The organism is Modicisalibacter sp. (assembly GCF_055145905.1).
Genome location: NZ_JBSREH010000026.1, coordinates 25,210 through 44,654, shown reverse-complemented (window position 1 = coordinate 44,654; position 19,445 = coordinate 25,210). Strand labels below are relative to the sequence as shown.

Sequence of the window (19,445 nt, the reverse complement as noted above, 5' to 3'; positions counted from 1 at the left end):
CCCCTCATCAACGGCCAAGGATGCGCACATGACTGCCAATCTGCACCCCTTCGACACCCTGTCTCCCCAGCGCATCGTCGCGGCCGTGGAGTCGCTGGGCCTGATGCTGCCCGGCGAGCCGTTCGCGCTGAACAGCTACGAGAATCGCGTGTTCCAGTTCCGGGATGACGAAGGGCGGGGCTGGGTGGCCAAGTTCTATCGCCCGCAGCGCTGGAGTGATGCCCAGATTCGCGAGGAGCACGCCTTCCTTCAGGAACTGGCGGATGCGGCGGTGCCCGTGGCGGCACCGTGGCGGGATGATGCCGGCGAGACTTTGCACACCCATGCCGGCTTCCGGTTTGCGTTGTTTCCGCAGGTGGTCGGGCAGGCGCCGGAACTCGAGAATCCCGAGCATTTGTTCGCGCTGGGCGAGCTGATTGGTCGGCTGCATGCGGTGTCGAGCCGTCGGCCCTTCGTCGAGCGGCCGACGCTGAACCCGGCCGAGCGCGTGGCATACAGTCGCGAGCAGGTGCTGGCCGGAGCCTGGCTGAACCGGCGTCAGCGTCAGGCCTACCTGCGCATCAGCGAGGCGCTGGAGCCGCTGCTCGTCGCGCATGCCTGGCCGGAGCGGGCGCTCATCCGCGTGCATGGTGACTGCCATCTGGGCAATATCCTGGGCCGCGACGCCAAGTTCACCCTGGTCGACTTCGACGACTGCGGTATGGCACCGGCGGTGCAGGATCTGTGGATGATGCTGACCGCCCAGAGCGAGCCGGAATGGCGGGCCCAGCTATCGGAGCTGCTCGAGGGCTACGAGCAGCATCATGACTTCGATCGGCGCGAGCTGGAGTGGATCGAAACGCTGCGCACCCTGCGGCTGATGCGCCACAGTGCCTGGCTGGTGGCACGCTGGGCGGACCCGGCCTTCCCCCGTGCCTTCCCCTGGGTGACCAGCGAGGACTACTGGGATCAGCACATTCGCACGCTGGAGCAGCAGCGCCTGGCGCTGGAGGGCGCGCGCTGGCTGGCCTGAGCCGAGCGGCGACCTTTGGCTATTGGTGTCCGGCCGGTAAAGCGCTTAGCATGAAGGTTGCCCAGCGTAAGGGAGACGGCCTTGGACGGCGAGATCATCGCGTTCGACGATGCAGCACAGGAAGGGACCATCGAAACGCCGGACGGCCAGCGTTATGCCTTCGGCCTGGCGGACTGGCGTGGGCGCGGGCTTCCCGGCCCGGGCACCGCCGTGCGCTTCGATCCTCGTGGCCAGCGCGCGCGCCAGGTCCTCAACCGCCCCGAGCCCCAGCGTCGAGCCAGGCCGCGCCCCCGTCGGCGACGCCCGGCGCCACGTCCCCCCGTCATGCCAATGCCGCCATCGCCGCCGTGGTGGTGGCGCTGCTGGGCCTGTTTTTCGATGTGCTGGCGCCGCTGTTCGGCGGTGTCGCGGTCCTTTTCGCCCTGTTCGGTCTGTATCAGATTCGCCGCTCGCCCCAACGCTACAAGGGGCGGCTCTTCTGCTGGGCGGCCATCGCCCTGGCGGCGATGGTGACGCTGCTTTCGGGGCTGCTCGTGACCGCGCCGCCGGTCTCCTCCGCCAGCGCACATGTCAACGTCATGCCCGGCGAGAGGGCCGGGAGGCAGTCATCGGCGATCGCTCATCGGTCGTCGCAAGGATAAGGAGAACACCATGGAGTCGTTGCAGGATAGCTCGCTGTTTCGTCCCTTCGCCTACATCGACGGCGGCTGGGTCGCCGCCGACAGCGGTGAGCAGATCGAGGTCGACAACCCGGCGACGGGCGAGACCATCGGCAGGATGCCGCGCATGGGGCGTATCGAGACACAGCGTGCCATCGAGGCGGCCGATGCCGCACTGCCGAGCTGGCGTGCGCAAACCGCGCAGGAACGTGCCGACATCCTGATGAAGTGGTACGACCTGATGCTCGAGCATCAGGACGAGCTGGCCACCATCATGACCCTCGAGCAGGGCAAGCCGCTCAAGGAAGCGGCGGGCGAGATCGTCTATGCGGCCAGTTTCCTGCGCTGGTTCGCCGAGGAGGCGCGCCGGATCTACGGCGAGACGGTGCCCGCCGCCAAGTCCAACCAGCGTATCCTGGTGACCAAGCAGCCGGTAGGCGTGGTGGGTGCCATCACCCCATGGAACTTCCCGGCGGCGATGATTACCCGCAAGGTCGGCGCGGCACTGGCCGCCGGCTGCACCACGGTGGTCAAGCCGGCCAGCCAGACGCCGTTCTCGGCCACCGCGCTGGCACTGCTGGCCGAGCGTGCGGGCGTGCCGCGCGGTGTGTTCAACGTGGTCTCCGGCCAGGCCAGCGAGATCGCCGGCGCGCTGACCGAGTCGCCGCTGGTGCGCAAGATCACCTTCACCGGTTCCACCGAAGTGGGCCGCAAGCTGATGGCGCAGGCCTCGCAGCATATCCAGAAGATCTCCCTGGAACTGGGCGGCAATGCGCCGTTTCTGGTCTTCGAGGACGCCGATCTGGATGCCGCCGTGGAAGGGGCCATGGCCTCCAAGTTCCGTAACGGCGGCCAGACCTGCGTGTGCGTCAACCGCTTCCTGGTGCAGTCGAGCGTGGTTAACGCCTTCTGCGAGAAGCTGGCCGCAGCCATGAACAGCGAGCTGCATGTCGGTGACGGCACCAAGGACGGGGTCAATATCGGGCCGCTGATCGACCAGAATGCGGTCGAGAAGGTCGACCGGCACATCCGGGATGCTGTCGACAAGGGCGCCGAGCTGCTGCTGGGTGGTCACCCGCACCCGCTGGGTGGCAACTTCTTCACCCCGACGCTGGTCAATCAGGCCAACAGCGAGATGCTGGTCGCCTCCGAGGAGACCTTCGGACCGCTGGCGGCGGTGTTCCCGTTCGACGACGAGGAGGATGCCGTGGCCATGGCCAACGACACGCCGTTCGGGCTGGCCGCGTATTTCTATTCGCGGGACCTGAGTCAGGTATGGCGGGTCGGCGAGGCGCTGGAATACGGTATCGTCGGCGTCAACACCGGGCTGATCTCCAACGCCGCCGCGCCGTTCGGTGGGGTCAAGGAGTCCGGTCTGGGCCGCGAGGGCGGCCATCAGGGGCTCGACGAGTTCCTGGAGACCAAGTACCTGTGCATCGACCTTGGTTGACCGGACTTTGCCCGGAGCTTTAAGCCGTAAGCCTTAAGCTTTAAGAAACGAAAACCCCATCGGTCATGACCGATGGGGTTTTTCTTTCCAGACACTAGAGAAAACGGCTGGCCGAGACTCAGCGTTTTCCGCGCCCTAGTGGCGGAAGTGGCGCATTCCGGTGAACACCATGGCGATGCCCGCCTCGTTGGTGGCGTCGATCACTTCCTGGTCGCGCATCGAGCCGCCGGGCTGGATGACCGCGGTGATGCCCGCCTCGGCGGCGGCGTCGATGCCGTCGCGGAAGGGGAAGAAGGCGTCCGAGGCCATCACCGAGCCGGGGACGGAGAGATCTTCGTCGGCGGCCTTGATGCCGGCGATCCGCGCCGAGTAGACCCGGCTCATCTGCCCGGCGCCGACGCCGATGGTCTGGCCGCCCTTGGCGTAGACGATGGCGTTGGACTTGACGTACTTGGCGACCTTCCAGGCGAAGGCCAGGTCGCGCAGTTCCTGCTCGCTGGGGGCGCGCTCGGTGACCACCTGCAGCTCGTCGCGGCCGACCATCCCCAGGTCGCGGTCCTGCACCAGCAGGCCGCCGGTGACCCGCTTGAGGTCGTGCGCCGGGCGCCGCTCGCCGGGCCAGTGAGCGCCGACATCGAGCAGGCGCACGTTCTTCTTCTCGGCGACGATGGCGGCCGCCTCGTCGCTGATGCCCGGCACGATGATCACCTCGACGAACTGACGGTCGATAATCGCGCGGGCCGTCTCGGCGTCCAGCGGCCGGTTGAAGGCGATGATGCCGCCGAAGGCGCTGGTCGGGTCGGTGGCGAAGGCCTTCTCGTAGGCGGCCAGCGGGGTCTCGCCGAGCGCCACGCCACAGGGGTTGGCGTGCTTGACGATCACGCAGGCGATGTCGGTGAAGGCCTTGACGCACTCGAAGGCGGCATCGGTATCGGCGACGTTGTTATAGGAGAGTGCCTTGCCCTGACGCTGCACGGCAGTGGCCACACTGGCCTCGCTGGCATCGGCCTCGACGTAGAAGGCGGCACCCTGGTGCGGGTTCTCGCCGTAGCGCATCGACTGCTTCTTGTGGAACTGCAGGTTGTAGGTGCGCGGGAAGCCGGGCTCGCCACCCTCGACGCGCTGGCCCAGGTAGTCGGCGATGGCGGCATCGTAGCCGGCGGTGTGCTCGAAGGCCTTGACCGCCAGGTCGAAGCGCAGGGCGTCGCTGACTGCGCCGTCGTGGCCCTGCATGTCATCGAGTACCCGGGCATAGTCGGCACTGTCGACGACGATGCTGGTATGGGCGTGGTTCTTGGCGCAGGCACGCACCATGGTCGGGCCACCGATGTCGATATTCTCGATGGCGTCTTCCAGCGTGCAGTCGGGCCGGGCGACGGTGGCGGCGAAGGGGTAGAGATTGACGACCACCATGTCGATGGGCGCGATGTCGTTGTCGGCCATCACCGCATCGTCCTGGCCGCGGCGCCCGAGGATGCCGCCGTGGATCTTCGGATGCAGGGTCTTGACCCGGCCGTCCATGATCTCGGGGAAGCCGGTGTGCTCGGAGACTTCGGTGACGGCAACACCGTTTTCCTGGAGCAGGCGGTAGGTGCCGCCGGTGGAGAGCAGTTCGACGCCGCGCTCGGCGAGCTTGCGGGCAAAGTCGACGATACCGGCCTTGTCCGACACGCTGATCAGGGCGCGCCGCACGGGCTGGGGACGGGTCTGCGAAGGTTGTTCGGCCATGGTGTCACTCTCGGGATGGCGGTTTCACGGGGATTGAAACGACGGTGGCGGCCCCGGGCGACGGACCCGGTGCCACCGGGATCAGATCAGGTCGTACTGCTTGAGCTTCTTGCGCAGCGTGCCTCGATTCAGCCCCAGCATGTCGGCGGCGCGGGTCTGGTTGCCGCCGGCGTACTCGAGCACGGCGCCGAGCAGGGGGGCCTCGACTTCGGCCATCACCATGGCATAGAGGTCAGTGACCGTTTCGCCCTCGAGGTGGGCGAAGTAGCGACGCATGGCGTCGTCCACGGCCTGGCGCAGGGTCTGTCCGCGGGGCAGGGCCGGCGCGAGCGACTCCTCGTCGGGCGTGGCTTCAGGGGGTATGGGTTGCCTGCTGGTCATGCTGCGCTGATTCCATCGGTTGCCGGACGCCCGGTCCGGCAGAACAGTTCATCCACGAAACGCTGCTGCGCGTCCGGCGTCTCGAGAGCGTTGAAGCGCTTGCGTAGCGCGCGGGCGTCGTCGCGTGTGCTCAGGTACCAGCCGATATGCTTGCGCGCGATGCGCACGCCCATGATGTCGCCGTAGAAGGCATGCAGGGCATCGAGGTGCTCCTGCATGACGGCATGCTGCTCGGCGCGGGACGGTGCGGCCGGGGGCTCCCCGGTGCGCAGGAAGTGGTCGATCTCGCGGAAGATCCAGGGGTTGCCCTGGGCGCCGCGGCCGACCATGACGGCATCCGCCCCAGTATAGTCGAGAACCTCGGCCGCCCTGGCGGGAGAGTCGATATCCCCGTTGGCGAAGACCGGCAGCGACACGCTGGCCTTGATGGCGGCGATGGTGTCGTATTCGGCGTGGCCGGCGTAGCGCTGGTCCCGGGTGCGGCCGTGCACGGCCAGGGCCCGGATGCCGGCGTCCTCGGCGAGGCGTGCCACGCGTACGCCGTTGCGGCTGCGCTCGCACCAGCCGGTGCGGATCTTCAGGGTCACCGGCACGTCGACGGCGGCGACCACGGCGTGGAGGATCTCGGCCACCAGGCGCTCGTCGCGCAGCAGGGCCGAGCCGGCAGCCTTGTTGCAGACTTTCTTGGCCGGGCAGCCCATGTTGATGTCGATGATCTGGGCGCCGCGCTCGACATTGAGCCGGGCGGCCTCGGCCAGTATCTCGGCATCGCCGCCGGCGATCTGCACGCTGCGCGGTCCCGGCTCGCCGCTGTGGTCCATGCGCAGCCGCGACTTGCGGGTATGCCACAGGCTGGGGTCCGAGGTGACCATCTCGCCCACCACCAGACCCGCGCCGAGACGCCGGCAGAGCTGGCGGAAGGGGCGGTCGGTGACACCGGCCATGGGCGCCAGGATGACCCGGTTGGGTAGCCGGTAGGGGCCAATGGCGGGTGGTGCGATGCTGGCAGTGGCTGACATCGTCATGGGGGTCTCGGCTAAGGGGCCGCCTATGATACTCACCTGACCGCCCAGATTGAAGGCCGCGGCCACGCCGGGTATCGCGGCCGGACGTTCAGGCGCGGCCGGTCAGCAGCACCCAGCCGTCGCGCTCGACCGGCTCGTCCATGGCCAGCCCCTGGTCGCGGTAGGCGGCGAGCACCTCCTCGGCCTGGTGGGCGAGAATGCCCGAGAGGGCCAGGCGGCCGCCGGGGGCGACGTGTCCGGCGATGGTCGGGGCCAGTTCGACGAGCGGCCCGGCGAGGATATTGGCGAGCACGACCTCGAAGCGCTCCTCGGGCAGCGTCTCGGGCTGGTGAAGCGTGAGGTCATCTTCGGCGATGGCGTTGCGTTCGGCGTTGTCGCGCGTTGCCAGCAGCGCCTGGGGGTCGATGTCGGTACCCGTCGCGGCGCGTGCGCCCAGCTTGAGGGCGGCGAGCGCCAGGATGCCGGAGCCGCAGCCGACGTCGAGCACCCGCCTGCCCTCCAGGGCGCCGTCGACGCTGAGCTCGTCGAGCCAGCCCAGGCACAGCGCGGTGGTCGGGTGGGTGCCGGTGCCGAAGGCAAGGCCCGGATCGAGACGCAGGTTGACGGCTTCGGCGTCCGGGGCGTCATGCCAGCTGGGCACGATCCACAGCCGCTGCCCCATGCGCAGGGGCTCGAAGCCGTCCATCCACTCGCGTTCCCAGTCGCGGTCGGCGAGCAGCTCGTACTCGATGGTCGGGCAGGGCTCGTCACCCATCGCCATCGCCCAGCCCTGACGGACCCGCTCGAGCATCGCCTCGACACCCTCGAGGTCGTCGTAGAGGCCGGTCAGCACCGTTTCCTGCCACAGTGGCGTGCTGCCGCGCTCCGGCTCGAAGACCGGGTCGTCGTGGGCGTCCTGAAGGGTAATGGCCTGAGCCCCCTCGGCGAGCAGCAGGTCCTCGAGGGTCTCGGCCTGGTCCGGCGCGATGCGGGCCTTGAGTTGCAGCCAGGGCATGGCGGTCTCCTCGGCAAGCCCGGCTTATTCGCCGAGCTTTTTCTCCAGGTAGTGGATGTTGACACCGCCCTGCTGGAAGGCCGCATCGCGGACCAGGTCCTTCTGCAGGTCGATGTTGGTCTTGATGCCTTCCACCAGCAGCTCGTCGAGGGCGTTGCGCATGCGCGTCAGGGCATTGGTGCGGTCCGCACCCCAGGTGATCAGCTTGCCGATCAGCGAGTCGTAATGGGGCGGCACGCTGTAGCCGGTGTACAGGTGAGAGTCCATGCGCACACCGAGCCCGCCGGGGGCGTGGTAAAGGTCCACCTTGCCGGGCGAGGGCATGAAGGTGCGTGCGTCTTCGGCGTTGATGCGGCACTCGAAGGCGTGGCCCTTGACCTCGACGTCGGACTGCTTGATCGACAGCGGCTGGCCGGAAGCGATGAGCAGCTGCTGCTTGACGATATCGATGCCGGTGACCATCTCGGTGACCGGGTGCTCGACCTGCACGCGGGTGTTCATCTCGATGAAGAAGAACTCGCCCTTCTCGTAGAGGAACTCGAAGGTGCCGGCGCCGCGATAGCCGATCTCCAGGCAGGCATCGGTACACGCCTTGAGAACCCGGGCCCGGGCCTCGGGGTCGATATGCGGCGCGGGGGCTTCCTCGAGGACCTTCTGGTGGCGGCGCTGCAGTGAGCAGTCGCGATCGTACAGGTGAATGGCATTGCCCTGGCCGTCGGCCAGTACCTGCACCTCGACGTGGCGCGGCTCTTCCAGGAACTTCTCCATGTACACCGTGCCGTCGCCGAAGGCGCTGCTGGCTTCGGTCTTGGTCACGCTGACCGAGGAGAGCAGGTGGGCTTCGGTGTGCACCACGCGCATGCCGCGCCCGCCGCCACCAGCGGCGGCCTTGATGATCACCGGGTAGCCGATGCGCCGGGCGGTGGCTAGCACGGCGTCGTCGTCCTCCGGCAGCGGACCGTCGGAGCCGGGCACGGTGGGCACACCGGCCTTCTTCATGGCCTCGATGGCGCTGACCTTGTCGCCCATCAGGCGAATGGTCTCGGCGCGCGGACCGACGAAGACGAAGCCGGAACGCTCGACCTGCTCGGCGAAGTTGGCGTTCTCGGAGAGAAAGCCGTAGCCGGGGTGGATGGCGTCGGCGTCGGTGACCTCGGCGGCGCTGATCAGCGCCGGGATGTTCAGATAGGACTGAGCCGATGACGCCGGGCCGATGCAGACCGCCTCGTCGGCCAGGCGCACGTGCATCAGGTCGCGATCGGCCTTGGAATGAACCGCGACGGTGCGAATGCCCAGCTCCTTGCAGGCACGCAGGATGCGCAGGGCGATCTCGCCGCGATTGGCGATGAGTACCTTTTCCAACATGATGTGATCCGCCAGGTTGTCGCGTGAATCAGGAAATGATCAGCATCGGCTGGTCGAACTCGACCGGCTCGCCGTCCTCGACCAGGATCGCTTCGACCACGCCGTCCTTGTCGGCTTCAATCTGGTTCATCATCTTCATGGCCTCGACGATGCACACGGTCTCGCCCTTCTTGACGCTCTGGCCGACTTCGACGAACGCCTTGGCGCCGGGAGCCGGCGAACGGTAGAAGGTGCCGACCATCGGCGATGTGACGGCATGGCCGCTGGGCTGGGCCGGTGCCGGGTCGGCGGCCGCTGCCGCGGGCTCGGCGGCCGGTGCGGGAGCCGGTGCCGAGGGCGCGTGGTTCCACTGCGGCGCGGCAACCATCGGCTGGGCCGCGGTACCGTTCGGGTGGCGGCTGATCCGCACCGACTCTTCACCTTCCTGAATCTCGATCTCGCTGATGTTGGATTCCTCGAGCAGCTCGATGAGCTTCTTGACCTTGCGAATGTCCATGTGTCGGAGTCTCTCGAATAGATGAGTGGGGCGTGTCGTACGTGGCAGCGTCAGCCGGGAAGGCGTGGCGTGCCGAAGTTCCGAGCCGGGCTCGCGGCCGCCGCGGAAAAGCGGCGCATGATGACCAGCGGCGACGAGCCTGCGGGCTCGGGGAAGAGGGGAGGCGGCGGGTGTCCGCCTGCCGGCGCGCGGGACGAAACCGTGGTCGGCCGCGGGGGCGTCCGGGCGGTGCAAGGGCCGTGGTGTACTGGCAGTCGGGCCATGACCGTGTCCTTGAAATGGCGCTGTTAACCTGTTCGCGATTCGTTCAGATCACGGCAGGTTGTTGCAAGATGCCGCCTCTGAATATCAATAATGCAGTGCTGGCGGAGTTTGCCGAAAAACCGTGGGCTTGTCCAGCGAGGTCGCGAACAGCGTTTTCAGCGACTCGCGATCGGGCCGGCGTCGACCCGCTTCCGCACGCGATCGAGATGCGCGGCCAGCGTATCGGCGTCGACCTCCCCGAGCAGCCGGGCCGCCTTCAGCTCGTGTTCGCCATCGAAGAACAGCAGCCCCGGCGGGCCGAACAGGCCGAAATGATTGAGCAGGGCGCGGCTGGTGGCGTTGGTGTCGGTGACGTCGGCGCGGATGCGATGGAAGTCGGTCAGGCGGCGAGCAACGGCGGGTGCCGGAAATACCTCGTTTTCCATGATCTGGCAGGAAATGCACCATTCGGCACTGATGTCGACGAAAGCGGGCTGTCCGCGCTGTTCCGCCCGGGCGAGCTCGCGCTGCAGGCCCTCGAGGGTCGTCACGGTGGTGAAAGCCGGCGGTGCCACGCGAGTGTCATCCGCCAGGCCCGGGCGCAACGGGCGCAGCGGATCGCCACCGCCCTGGGCGGCGCCGAGGACCAAAGCCAGTCCCCAGCCCAGCAGCACCAATCCCAGCGTCTGGCGCAGGCGTGCCCAGCCCGCCGGCTGGCCGAGCGACAGGGCGCCGAGCATCAGTGCCGTGCCCATGGCCAGCGTGGCCCACAGCAGCAGCGTTACCGGGTCGGGCAGCAGACGTTCGACCAGCCAGATGGCGACGCCCAGCATCAGCACGCCGAAGGCGCTCTTGATACCGTTCATCCAGGCGCCGGCTCGGGGCAGCAGGGCGCCGCCGAAGGTGCCCACGAGCAGCAGCGGCACCCCCATGCCTAGCGCCAGGGCCAGCAGAGCGGCACCGCCCCAGAGCGCCTTGCCGGTCGCCGCGATGTAGACCAGCGCCCCGGCAAGCGGGGCCGAAACGCACGGCGACACCACCACCACGGACAGGGCGCCGGCCAGGGCCAGCCCCACCGGTCCGCTGCGTTGCAGGCGGGTCTGCCAGGCCGATACGTGCTGGCCGAGGCGCGAGGGCAGGCGCAGGTTGATGCTGCCGAACATCGCCAGGGCGAACAGCGTGAACAGCAGTGCAAAGGGGATCAGCACCCAAGGGGACTGCAGGCGGGCCTGGAGGTTGAGCCCGGCACCGAACAGCCCCATCAGCACGCCGACGACGGCATAGGTCGACGCCATGCCGGCGACGTAGCTGCCCGACAGCAGCAGTGCCCGTCGGCGGCCGGAGCGCTGGCCGACGATGATCGCGGCGAGGATCGGCATCATCGGCAGCACGCAGGGCGTGAACGTCAGGCCCAGCCCGGCTACGAAGAAGCCGGTCAGGACCAGCCAGGCCGGGGCGTCGTCGCCGAGCAGGGCGCTGAAGGCGCTGTCCGGGGCATCGGCGGCGGGAGTCGACGTCGGAGCGCTGGCCGGGGGCGACGGGGCGGCAGATTGCCCGGTTGTCGAGTCGGCTTTCGACGAGCGAGGTGCAGTCGATGGCGCGTCCGTCAGGCCGGCGGCCGTCGCGAAGCGTTCCGGTGGCGAGCCGGGGCGGGCGGTCAGCGAGATCGTCTCCGGCGGATAGCACAGTCCGGCCTCGGCGCAGCCCTGAAAGGTGATCCGCGCCGACAGGGGCTGGTCGCCCGGCGCGTCGCCCTGGATGGGTACGCGCATGACGACCGGATCGTGGAAGACGTACACGTCGCCCAGGTAGGGATCGCTCTTGAAGATGCCCGGAGGCAGCTGCGGCGCGCCCAGCGAGATGCCTGGAGTGTCGCTGGCCGCGGCGAAGCGCTGACGGTAGAGGTAGTAGCCGTCGGCCGGCGTGAAGCCGACGTAGAGGGTGTCCGCGTCGCGCCAGGCGCTGGCCTGGAAGGCCTCGTCAACCGGCAGGAAGCCGTCGCCGTTGGCCTGGTTGTCCGCCAGCCAGCCGGCGCGGGCGGGCTGAAGGATGAACACGGCCATGAACAGAGTCGTGATCAGCAGCAGCCGGGTGGCGAATGACGCATGACGCATGACGTATCGTCCTCGGGTTGGGGCGGTGGCGACCGCAAGGGCGGCGTTGAGGGCCCGACATGGGGCGCCGAGCATCGCATGATAGGATACCCTTCTCATTGACCCAATTCTCATTCGTCACGCCCAAGGACGTCGTGGACATGGCTCTATCTCGCAATCGCAAGCGTCGCGCCGAGGTGCTCGAACGCCCCGAGTATGGCTGGATCTGGAAACCGCTGCTGACGCTCGTCATCGTCTATCTGGTGGTCTGCATCGGGCTGGGTATCTGGTGGAGCCAGCGTCCCGGCGATATCGTCACGGTCGACGCGGCCGATACGCCCTCGCCGGTACGGGGCGTGGCGACGGTGACCGCGCTCGAGGGCGTGGTCGAGACCCTGCTCGACAAGCCCGGCGGTCTGTTGAGCAACGATGTCTTCCCGCCGGGCGTGTGGCTGGACAACATGCCGAGCTGGGAAGGCGGCGTGCTGGACCAGGCGCGAGTGATGGCGGCGGCGCTGCCCGACCTGAGCGGGCAGGCGCCGGCCGCGCTGGAAGACGCGCAGGCGGCGCTGAACGCCGACCGTGGCGACTGGCTGTATCCCGGCGCGGAGCGACGCTACGCCAAGGCGGTCGGCGCGTTGCAGGGCTATCAGGATGCGCTTGACCAGTCGACGGTGTCCGGCTTCGTCGGCGATGGCAAGCCGCTGGCGGCGTGGCTGAATGCCTCGGCCCGCCACTTCCAGCGTCAGACCCAGCACCTGCTGGCCAACGTCGATGACCCCGACGCCCTGCGCGAGCTGGGCGTGAGTGATGCGGAACTGCCCGAGGCCACGCCCTGGTTCCGCATCGACAATGTCTTCTACACGGCCCGCGGCGAGGCCTGGGGGTTCACGCAGCTGCTGCGTGCCACACGCCGTGACTATGCCGACCTCATCGCCTCGGCCGATGCCGGCGAGCTGTGGGAACGGCTGATCGCCGAGCTGGAACTGGCTCAGCGGCGCGTCTGGAGCCCGGTGATTCTCAACGGCAGCGGGTTCGGGCTCTTCGCCAATCACTCGCTGGTGCTGGCCAACCATACCCAGGCCATCTCCGAGCTGGCGCGTTCGCTGGCGCAGCGGGTGCAGGAGGTCACGGTCTCCCGGCCCGAGCCGACGCCCGCCAAGGCTGCCGACCCGCAGGCGGCCGGCGAGGAGGCCGCCGGCCAGGCGGCGCCGGGGCAGGGTACGCCCGCCCCGGCGGGGGCGCAGGGCAGCGAGGCTTCGGCGCCCTCCTCGACCACGCCGGACGCTGCCACGCCGCAGGCGACCGAAAAGACCGGCGACCACTGACCGCCGGTTTCCGGCCCCCTGCCGGAGCCTGAAAACGCCGACGGGCCGCTGAATGCGGCCCGTCGGCGTCAGGGGTGGCGCGAGTCGGTCTTACTGCTTGGTGTAGGCGGCGACAGCCTTCTCGATGGCCTTGCGCGCAGCCTCGGCGTTGTCCCAGGACTCGACCTTGACCCACTTGCCCTTCTCGAGATCCTTGTAGTTCTCGAAGAAGTGGGCGATCTGCTGGCGCAGCAGCTCGGGCAGGTCGGTGACCTCCTCGACCTCGTCGTAGAGGGAGGTGAGCTTGCTGTGCGGCACGCAGACCAGCTTGGCGTCCTCGCCGGCCTCGTCGGTCATGTTCAGCACGCCGACCGGGCGGGCGCGGATCACGCTGCCGGGCTGGACCGGGTGCGGCGTCACCACCAGGGCGTCGAGCGGGTCGCCGTCGTCGGCCAGGGTGTTGGGGATGAAGCCGTAGTTGGCCGGGTAGAACATCGGCGTGGCCATGAAGCGGTCGACGACCAGCGCATCCATATCCTTGTCGATCTCGTACTTGATCGGCGCATGATTGGCCGGGATCTCGATCGCCACATAGACGTCGTTGGGGAGATCCTTGCCGGCGGGAATCTGGTTGAAGCTCATCGTCGAATCCTTGCGTTGGGCTGTTGGGCTAGATGACGGAAAGACTGGCCGGATTATACGAACTGTATCCGGCGATTGCCATGCCGGCCCGACGGCGGCCCTCGCCGTCATGGCCGATGCACCGCGAGCGTGTATGATAGTCACGCCGCGTGACGAGCAAGGAGACCCGGTTGGCGGAACAAGCGCTGTCTTTGAGTTATGGCCAGGCCTTCGTGGCGCCCGAGCGGCGCCGGCATCGCAGCTCGATGTCGGTGCTGGTGCCCGAGGATGCCGCGGCCCTGGGGGCCAAGGGAGTCTGTGCGCTGATCAGCGATTCCATCTGGCGCAACGCGATCGCCAAGCAGGCCGGCGATCTCAGCGTGCGCGGTTTCCTGACCGACTACTACTCGACCCCGGCCCACTGGGAGGTCAAGGACTCGGCCACGCGGGTACTGCGGGCGCTCAACAGCTGGAGCCACAGCCAGAGCCGCTACATCGAGGGCGGCAGCTATGTCAGCTCGATGTCGGCCATCGTCTTTCGTGGCGCGGAGGCCCATCTCTTCCACATGGGCGACACCCTGGTCTTTCGCCTGCGCGGGGCCGAGTTCGAGCAGCTCTCGCGCGACCACGTCACCGACCTGGGCGGTTACCGTTACCCGTCCCGCGCGCTGGGGCTCGACGGCAACCTGGACATCGACTATGACCGGCTGCCGCTGAAGCAGGGCGACCTCTTCCTGTTCACCACCCGCGCGGTGCGGGGCACCCTGATGCCTTCCGACTACGTGCAGCTGATCCGCTCCGACGTCAGCGACCTGGACGCGGCCTGCGAGCGGCTGGCCGAGGCCGCCCAGCAGCGTGCCGGTGCGCGCGGCTACGATGCCGAGCAGTTCTGCTTCCAGCTGGTGCGCATCGATCGCCTGCCGGAGCGCGAGCCCGACGCCCCCGAGCCGGTGTACGGCAGCATGCCCGTGCCGCCGGAACTGGGCGTGGGTGAGCGCCTCGACGGTTTCGAGGTGCTGGCGGTGCTGTCGCGTACCGCCAAGACGCGGGTCTACCGGGTGCGCGATACCCACGGCGGGCGCGAGATGGTGCTCCGTGCGCCGAGCCCCGAACTGTCCAGCCGCAATGCTTACCTCGAGCACTTCCTGCTGCAGCAGTGGATCATCGACCGGGTGCGCTCGCCGTTCATTCCCCGGCGTGTCGACGTGGGGCGTCCCCATCGCTACCTCTATTACCTGACGGAGCCGGTGAACGGCGAGACGCTCGCCGACTGGGCGCGCCGTCACCCGCAGGCCACCTTGGTTCAGCGGCTGGACATTGCCCGCCAACTGGCCAAGGCGGTTCAGGCCCTGCACCGGCGTGACGTGCTCTTTCAACAGTTGAGGCCCGACACGATATTGATCGACCCGCACGGTCGGGTGGTGCTGGGCCATTTCGGTGCCTGTCATCGGCGCGAGGACGATGCCATGGCGCGGGAGCTGGCCCGGGAGGTGGGGCTCAGCGAGCATAGTGCGCCGGAGTATGCCCTGGACACAGAAGTGGGTCGGCGCAGCGACCAGTACTCGCTGGCGTCGGTGATCTACTGGTTGCTGACCGGCGGGCTGCCGTACGCGCAGCCGCCGCATCAGCTGCGCAGTCACACCGGGCTCGAGCAGATGCACTATCGCAGTGCACGGCTCGCCAACCCCGAGGTGCCGGCAGCGCTCGACGAGGCGCTCAAGCGGGCGCTGGACCCGCAGCGTGCACTGCGTTTCCGCCGGCTGTCGGAGTTCCTGCTGGCCCTGCGCGACCCGCGCCGTGCCTCGGCGGAGGAGGAGCGGCCCGCCCTGCGCGAGCCGGCCAACCTCTGGCAGGCGGTTGCCGGGGTCCTGTTGCTGCTGCTGGTGCTGTCCTGGCTGATTCGGTGAGTCGGCGGCCCCGCCCACCGGCCAGCATGGGGCGGGGCTTTCGCCTTACAGTTCGAAGGTGGGCAGCTTGCGCTCGACCTTGGCCAGCTTCAGCGAGGCGACCATGGGCAGGCCGTTCTCGAACGGCGGGAAATCCTCGCCCTGGATCAATGGAGACAGGTAGCGCCGGCAGGCCGGGGTGATGCCGAAGCCGTCTTCGCGGATGAAGTCGCGGGGCATGAACTTCTCCTTGTTGGCGACCTCGGCCAGCGGTGCGGCCTCGACACGCCACTCGTAGGGCGTGTCGCTGACTCGCTTGATGGCCGGCATCATGGCGTTCTTGCCGGCCAGTGCCAGCTCCACCGCCTCCTTGCCCACGGCATAGGCCTGGTCGACATCGGTCTTCGAGGCGAGGTGGCGCGCGGCGCGCTGCAGGTAGTCGGCGACCGCCCAGTGGTACTTGTAGCCCAGGTCCTGCTTGATCATGCCGGCCAGGGTCGGCGCCACGCCGCCCAGCTGGCGATGGCCGAAGGCATCGGTGTTGCCGGCGTCGGCCAGGAAGGTGCCGTCCGCGTAGCGGGCGCCCTCGGAGACCACCACCACGCAGTAGCCGTAGCGCTTGACCGACTCCTCGACACGCTTCATCACCGCGCCGCGGTCGAAGGCCACCTCGGGGAAGATCACCAGGTGCGGCGGCTCGCCCTCGCCGTTGCCGGCCAGCGCCCCGGCGGCGGCGATCCAGCCGGCGTGACGGCCCATGACCTCGAGCACGAAGACCTTGGTCGAGGTGGCGCACATCGAGGCGATGTCCAGCGCCGCCTCGCGGGTGGAGGTGGCGATGTACTTGGCGACGCTGCCGAAGCCGGGCGAGTTGTCGGTGATCGGCAGGTCGTTGTCGACCGTCTTGGGCACGTGGATGGCGGTCAGCGGGTAGCCCATCTTCTCGGAGAGCTGGGAGACCTTGAGGCAGGTGTCGGCGCTGTCGCCGCCGCCGTTGTAGAAGAAGTAGCGGATGTCGTGGGCCTTGAAGACCTCGATCAGGCGCTCGTACTGGGCACGGTGGGTCTCGATGTCCTTGAGCTTGTAGCGGCAGGAGCCGAAGGCGCCGCCCGGGGTGTGGCGCAGGGCACGGATGGCCTCGTCGGATTCCTGGGAGACGTCGATCAGGTCTTCCGTCAGGGCGCCGATGATGCCGTTGTGTCCGGCATACACCTTGCCGATCCGATCGTCGTGACGGCGGCACGCTTCGATCACGCCGCAGGCACTGGCGTTGATGACGGCGGTGACGCCACCGGACTGGGCATAGAAGGCATTGTGCTGGGCCATGGGGCTTCCTTTGCTCCTGCTGGTCATTGGGCTTGCGAGGGGGGAACGACCGTGCATCATAGCCGAAAGCGGCGCCAGCTGCACGGCGGCCGGCCTGTGGCGCCGATCGAGAGCCCCATGCTAGGCTCACCCGCCTGTGGCGGCGCCCGCACGGCGCCCCGGCGACTCACTCCGGCGGGGAACTCTTGTCATGCACGTGCATATCCTTGGTATCTGCGGCACCTTCATGGGCAGCCTGGCCCTGCTCGCCCGCGAGCGGGGGCTGACGGTCAGCGGTTCGGATGCCAACGTCTACCCGCCGATGAGCACCCAGCTCGAGGCCGCCGGCATCGCCCTGTGCGACGGCTACGCCGCCGAGAACCTCTCGCCGCGCCCCGACCTGGTGGTGGTCGGCAATGCGCTGTCCCGCGGCAACCCCGAGGTCGAGGCGCTGCTCGAGGCCCGGCTGCCCTATGTCTCGGGTCCCCAGTGGCTGGCCGAGCACATCCTGCCCGGGCGGCGCGTGCTGGCGGTGGCCGGCACCCACGGCAAGACTACCACCGCCAGCCTGCTGGCCTGGCTGCTGGAATCCGCCGGACTCAGCCCCGGATTCCTGATCGGCGGCGTGCCGCGCAATTTCGGTGTTTCGGCGCGACTCGGTGCCCCGGATGCGCCCTTCGTGGTCGAGGCCGACGAGTACGACACGGCCTTCTTCGACAAGCGTTCCAAGTTCGTGCACTACCGGCCGGATGTCGTGGTGCTCAACAATCTGGAGTTCGACCACGCCGACATCTTCCCCGACCTGGCGGCCATCGAGCGGCAGTTCCATCACCTGCTGCGTACCGTGCCCGGCGACGGGCGAGTGCTGGCCGCCGATGGCGAGCCGGCTCTCGAGCGGGTCCTGGCGATGGGCTGCTGGACGCCGGTCGAACGCTTCGGCAGCGCGGCGGACAGCGCCTGGCGCTGGGCTTCGGAGCGCGCCGACGACGGGCGCTTTCGCGTCCTGCACGGCAACGACGATGCCGTGGTCGAATGGTCGCTGAGCGGGGCGCACAACGCCCGCAATGCCCTGGGGGCGCTGGCCGCGGCGTCGACCTGTGGCGTCGACCTGGCGCGGGGCTGCGCGGCGCTTTCGCGCTTCGCCTCGCCGCGCCGGCGCCAGGAGGTGCGCGGCCAGATCGCCGGCATCCAGGTGATCGACGACTTCGCCCATCATCCCACGGCCATCCAGGCCACCCTGCACGGCCTGCGCGCGGCGACCCCCAACGGGCGGCTGCTGGCGGTCATCGAGCCGCGCTCCAACACCATGCGCCTGGGCACGCTCAAGGCGCGCCTCGGCGAGAGCGTGGCCGACGCGGATGCCGTGTGGTGGTATCAGCCGCCGGGGCTGGACTGGTCGCTGGACGCGGTGGTCGCCGCCTCGCCGGTGCCGGCGCGGCGGGCCGACGACCTCGCGGCGCTGGTCGACGCGCTGGTCGACGAGGCCCGGCCCGGCGATCGGCTGGTGGTGATGTCCAACGGCGGTTTCGGCGGCATCCACGAGAAGCTGCTGGCCGCGCTGGAGGCGCGCCATGGCTGAGCGCGAGGCCTTCGCGCCGCCGGTGACGGTGGCATTGACCGGGGCCTCCGGGGCCCAGTACGGGCTGCGCCTGATCGACTGCCTGGTCGCGGCCGGCCATGAGGTCTGGGTGATGATCTCCAAGGCGGCCCACATGGTGATCGCCACCGAGACCGACGTGCATCTGCCGGCCCAGCCGGCGCGCCTGGCCGAGGCGCTGATCGAGCGCAGCCGGGCGAGGCCGGGGCAGATCCGCTGCTTCGGCCGCGAGGACTGGATGGCGCCGGTGGCGTCGGGGTCCGGGGCGTCGAGCGCCATGGTCATCTGCCCCTGCTCGACGGGCACGCTGTCGGCGGTGGCCACCGGCGCGAGCAACAATCTCATCGAGCGTGCCGCCGACGTGGCGCTCAAGGAGCGCCGGCGCCTGGTGCTGGTGCCGCGGGAGAGCCCGCTGTCGGCGATCCACCTGGAGCACATGCTCGCGCTCAGCCGCCTGGGCGCGGTGGTGCTGCCAGCGGCGCCCGGCTTCTATCACCGCCCGACGAGTGTCGACGACCTGATCGACTTCATCGTCGCGCGCATCCTCAACCAGCTGGGCATCGCCCACACGCTGATGCCGCGCTGGGGGGAGTAGGCCCGGCCGTCACGCCTGTCGATTCCCGGATTCGCAACACGGAACCCTGCCTGATGATCAACCTTTCCCTGCTGTCGGTCTTCATTCCGACCTTCTTCATGGTGTCGCTGACCCCGGGCATGTGCATGACGCTGTCGATGGTGCTGGGCATGACGGTGGGGGTGCGCCGCGCCCTGTGGATGATGGTCGGCGAGCTGCTGGGCGTCGGTCTGGTGGCCGCCGCCGCCGGCGGCGGGGTGGCGACGCTGATGCTGCGCCAGCCGGCGTTGTTCTCGATCTTCAAGTGGTTGGGTGGGCTCTACCTGGCATGGTTGGGCTGGCAGATGTGGCGCTCGCGCGGGCGCATGGCGATTCCCGATGAGCCCCGTGCCGCCCGCGACGTCTCGCGGGGGCAACTGTTCGTCCAGGGGTTCGTCACCGCCGTGGCCAATCCCAAGGGCTGGGCCTTCTTCATCGCGCTGTTGCCGCCGTTTCTCGATGCCCGCCTGCCGCTGGCGCCGCAGCTGACCTGGCTGGTGGGCATGATCCTGTCGATCGAGCTGTGCTGTCTGCTGCTCTATGCCGTCGGCGGGCGCACGGCCAGCCATCTGCTTAGCCGCGGCGGCAACGTCCGCCTGCTCAACCGTATCGCCGGAACCCTGATGGTGGGGGTTGGTGCCTGGCTGGCGCTGGGCTGAGCAGCCGCGGG

The 19,445-nt window shown here is 68.7% G+C and carries 17 protein-coding genes; 8 read left to right on the top strand and 9 right to left on the bottom strand.

Annotation, left to right across the window (positions count from 1 at the left end):
- Positions 1-28 precede the first annotated feature (28 nt).
- The 3 genes from ACTCB7_RS09240 (at position 29) to ACTCB7_RS09230 (ending at position 3,121) form a co-directional block, all read left to right on the top strand.
- On the top strand, positions 29-1,012 hold the full coding sequence (locus ACTCB7_RS09240) for a serine/threonine protein kinase (protein ID WP_463006431.1): 984 nt from the start codon (positions 29-31) through the stop codon (positions 1,010-1,012).
- 350 nt (positions 1,013-1,362) lie between these two features.
- On the top strand, positions 1,363-1,653 hold the full coding sequence (locus ACTCB7_RS09235; protein ID WP_463006430.1) for a hypothetical protein: 291 nt from the start codon (positions 1,363-1,365) through the stop codon (positions 1,651-1,653).
- A gap of 10 nt (positions 1,654-1,663) precedes the next feature.
- On the top strand, positions 1,664-3,121 hold the full coding sequence (locus ACTCB7_RS09230; RefSeq protein WP_463006429.1) for an NAD-dependent succinate-semialdehyde dehydrogenase: 1,458 nt from the start codon (positions 1,664-1,666) through the stop codon (positions 3,119-3,121).
- 135 nt (positions 3,122-3,256) lie between these two features.
- On the opposite strand, the gene purH is transcribed toward ACTCB7_RS09230, so the two are convergent.
- The 7 genes from purH to dsbD form a co-directional block, all read right to left on the bottom strand.
- Positions 3,257-4,849, bottom strand: coding sequence for a bifunctional phosphoribosylaminoimidazolecarboxamide formyltransferase/IMP cyclohydrolase (gene purH / locus ACTCB7_RS09225; RefSeq protein ID WP_463006428.1), 1,593 nt, complete (start codon positions 4,847-4,849; stop codon positions 3,257-3,259).
- Between the two features lie 81 nt (positions 4,850-4,930).
- Positions 4,931-5,230: a DNA-binding transcriptional regulator Fis gene (fis, locus tag ACTCB7_RS09220; protein WP_463006427.1), complete on the bottom strand. Its 300-nt coding sequence runs from the start codon at positions 5,228-5,230 to the stop codon at positions 4,931-4,933.
- Positions 5,227-6,255, bottom strand: coding sequence for a tRNA dihydrouridine synthase DusB (gene dusB, locus ACTCB7_RS09215; protein WP_463006426.1), 1,029 nt, complete (start codon positions 6,253-6,255; stop codon positions 5,227-5,229). Before dusB ends, fis begins: the two co-directional genes overlap by 4 nt.
- An 88-nt stretch (positions 6,256-6,343) precedes the next feature.
- Positions 6,344-7,249, bottom strand: coding sequence for a 50S ribosomal protein L11 methyltransferase (gene prmA / locus ACTCB7_RS09210; protein WP_463006425.1), 906 nt, complete (start codon positions 7,247-7,249; stop codon positions 6,344-6,346).
- Positions 7,250-7,273: 24 nt separating this feature from the next.
- A complete protein-coding gene (accC, locus tag ACTCB7_RS09205; RefSeq protein ID WP_463006424.1) occupies positions 7,274-8,614 on the bottom strand; it encodes an acetyl-CoA carboxylase biotin carboxylase subunit in 1,341 nt (446 codons plus the stop codon).
- A gap of 28 nt (positions 8,615-8,642) precedes the next feature.
- A complete protein-coding gene (accB, locus tag ACTCB7_RS09200) occupies positions 8,643-9,110 on the bottom strand; it encodes an acetyl-CoA carboxylase biotin carboxyl carrier protein (RefSeq protein ID WP_463006423.1) in 468 nt (155 codons plus the stop codon).
- A 419-nt stretch (positions 9,111-9,529) separates the two neighbouring features.
- A complete protein-coding gene (gene dsbD / locus ACTCB7_RS09195; RefSeq protein WP_463006422.1) occupies positions 9,530-11,467 on the bottom strand; it encodes a protein-disulfide reductase DsbD in 1,938 nt (645 codons plus the stop codon).
- 140 nt (positions 11,468-11,607) lie between these two features.
- On the opposite strand from dsbD, the gene ACTCB7_RS09190 reads away from it, so the two are divergent.
- A complete protein-coding gene (locus ACTCB7_RS09190; RefSeq protein WP_224414558.1) occupies positions 11,608-12,774 on the top strand; it encodes a DUF2333 family protein in 1,167 nt (388 codons plus the stop codon).
- A gap of 90 nt (positions 12,775-12,864) precedes the next feature.
- Here ACTCB7_RS09190 and ppa read toward each other — a convergent pair whose 3' ends face one another.
- Entirely contained in the window at positions 12,865-13,395 is a 531-nt protein-coding gene (gene ppa / locus ACTCB7_RS09185; protein ID WP_163649100.1) for an inorganic diphosphatase, read from the bottom strand.
- Positions 13,396-13,565: 170 nt separating this feature from the next.
- Here ppa and ACTCB7_RS09180 point away from each other — a divergent pair, with 170 nt between their 5' ends.
- Positions 13,566-15,281, top strand: coding sequence for a protein kinase domain-containing protein (locus ACTCB7_RS09180; RefSeq protein ID WP_463006421.1), 1,716 nt, complete (start codon positions 13,566-13,568; stop codon positions 15,279-15,281).
- A gap of 45 nt (positions 15,282-15,326) precedes the next feature.
- Here the strand turns inward: ACTCB7_RS09180 and ACTCB7_RS09175 are convergent, their stop codons facing one another.
- Complete coding sequence (locus ACTCB7_RS09175) at positions 15,327-16,586, bottom strand: 6-phosphofructokinase (protein ID WP_463006420.1); 1,260 nt, start codon at positions 16,584-16,586, stop codon at positions 15,327-15,329.
- A 190-nt stretch (positions 16,587-16,776) separates the two neighbouring features.
- Here ACTCB7_RS09175 and mpl point away from each other — a divergent pair, with 190 nt between their 5' ends.
- Genes mpl through ACTCB7_RS09160 form a run of 3 tightly spaced genes read left to right on the top strand, consistent with a single transcriptional unit; the run spans position 16,777 to position 19,434 of the window.
- Positions 16,777-18,144: a UDP-N-acetylmuramate:L-alanyl-gamma-D-glutamyl-meso-diaminopimelate ligase gene (gene mpl, locus ACTCB7_RS09170; protein WP_463006419.1), complete on the top strand. Its 1,368-nt coding sequence runs from the start codon at positions 16,777-16,779 to the stop codon at positions 18,142-18,144.
- Positions 18,137-18,757, top strand: a complete 621-nt coding sequence (locus tag ACTCB7_RS09165) for a flavin prenyltransferase UbiX (protein WP_224414562.1) — start codon at positions 18,137-18,139, stop codon at positions 18,755-18,757. Before mpl ends, ACTCB7_RS09165 begins: the two co-directional genes overlap by 8 nt.
- A 53-nt stretch (positions 18,758-18,810) precedes the next feature.
- On the top strand, positions 18,811-19,434 hold the full coding sequence (locus tag ACTCB7_RS09160) for a LysE family translocator (RefSeq protein ID WP_463006418.1): 624 nt from the start codon (positions 18,811-18,813) through the stop codon (positions 19,432-19,434).
- Positions 19,435-19,445: the final 11 nt, after the last annotated feature.

What these genes read in the sequence shown, in the direction of transcription:
- ACTCB7_RS09240 (WP_463006431.1), top strand. Translation starts at nt 29, where the DNA reads ATGACTGCCAATCTGCACCCCTTCGACACCCTGTCTCCCCAGCGCATC.
- ACTCB7_RS09230 (WP_463006429.1), top strand. Translation starts at nt 1,664, where the DNA reads ATGGAGTCGTTGCAGGATAGCTCGCTGTTTCGTCCCTTCGCCTACATC.
- purH (WP_463006428.1), bottom strand. Translation starts at nt 4,849, where the DNA reads ATGGCCGAACAACCTTCGCAGACCCGTCCCCAGCCCGTGCGGCGCGCC.
- fis (WP_463006427.1), bottom strand. Translation starts at nt 5,230, where the DNA reads ATGACCAGCAGGCAACCCATACCCCCTGAAGCCACGCCCGACGAGGAG.
- dusB (WP_463006426.1), bottom strand. Translation starts at nt 6,255, where the DNA reads ATGACGATGTCAGCCACTGCCAGCATCGCACCACCCGCCATTGGCCCC.
- prmA (WP_463006425.1), bottom strand. Translation starts at nt 7,249, where the DNA reads ATGCCCTGGCTGCAACTCAAGGCCCGCATCGCGCCGGACCAGGCCGAG.
- accC (WP_463006424.1), bottom strand. Translation starts at nt 8,614, where the DNA reads ATGTTGGAAAAGGTACTCATCGCCAATCGCGGCGAGATCGCCCTGCGC.
- accB (WP_463006423.1), bottom strand. Translation starts at nt 9,110, where the DNA reads ATGGACATTCGCAAGGTCAAGAAGCTCATCGAGCTGCTCGAGGAATCC.
- dsbD (WP_463006422.1), bottom strand. Translation starts at nt 11,467, where the DNA reads ATGCGTCATGCGTCATTCGCCACCCGGCTGCTGCTGATCACGACTCTG.
- ACTCB7_RS09190 (WP_224414558.1), top strand. Translation starts at nt 11,608, where the DNA reads ATGGCTCTATCTCGCAATCGCAAGCGTCGCGCCGAGGTGCTCGAACGC.
- ppa (WP_163649100.1), bottom strand. Translation starts at nt 13,395, where the DNA reads ATGAGCTTCAACCAGATTCCCGCCGGCAAGGATCTCCCCAACGACGTC.
- ACTCB7_RS09175 (WP_463006420.1), bottom strand. Translation starts at nt 16,586, where the DNA reads ATGGCCCAGCACAATGCCTTCTATGCCCAGTCCGGTGGCGTCACCGCC.
- mpl (WP_463006419.1), top strand. Translation starts at nt 16,777, where the DNA reads ATGCACGTGCATATCCTTGGTATCTGCGGCACCTTCATGGGCAGCCTG.
- ACTCB7_RS09165 (WP_224414562.1), top strand. Translation starts at nt 18,137, where the DNA reads ATGGCTGAGCGCGAGGCCTTCGCGCCGCCGGTGACGGTGGCATTGACC.
- ACTCB7_RS09160 (WP_463006418.1), top strand. Translation starts at nt 18,811, where the DNA reads ATGATCAACCTTTCCCTGCTGTCGGTCTTCATTCCGACCTTCTTCATG.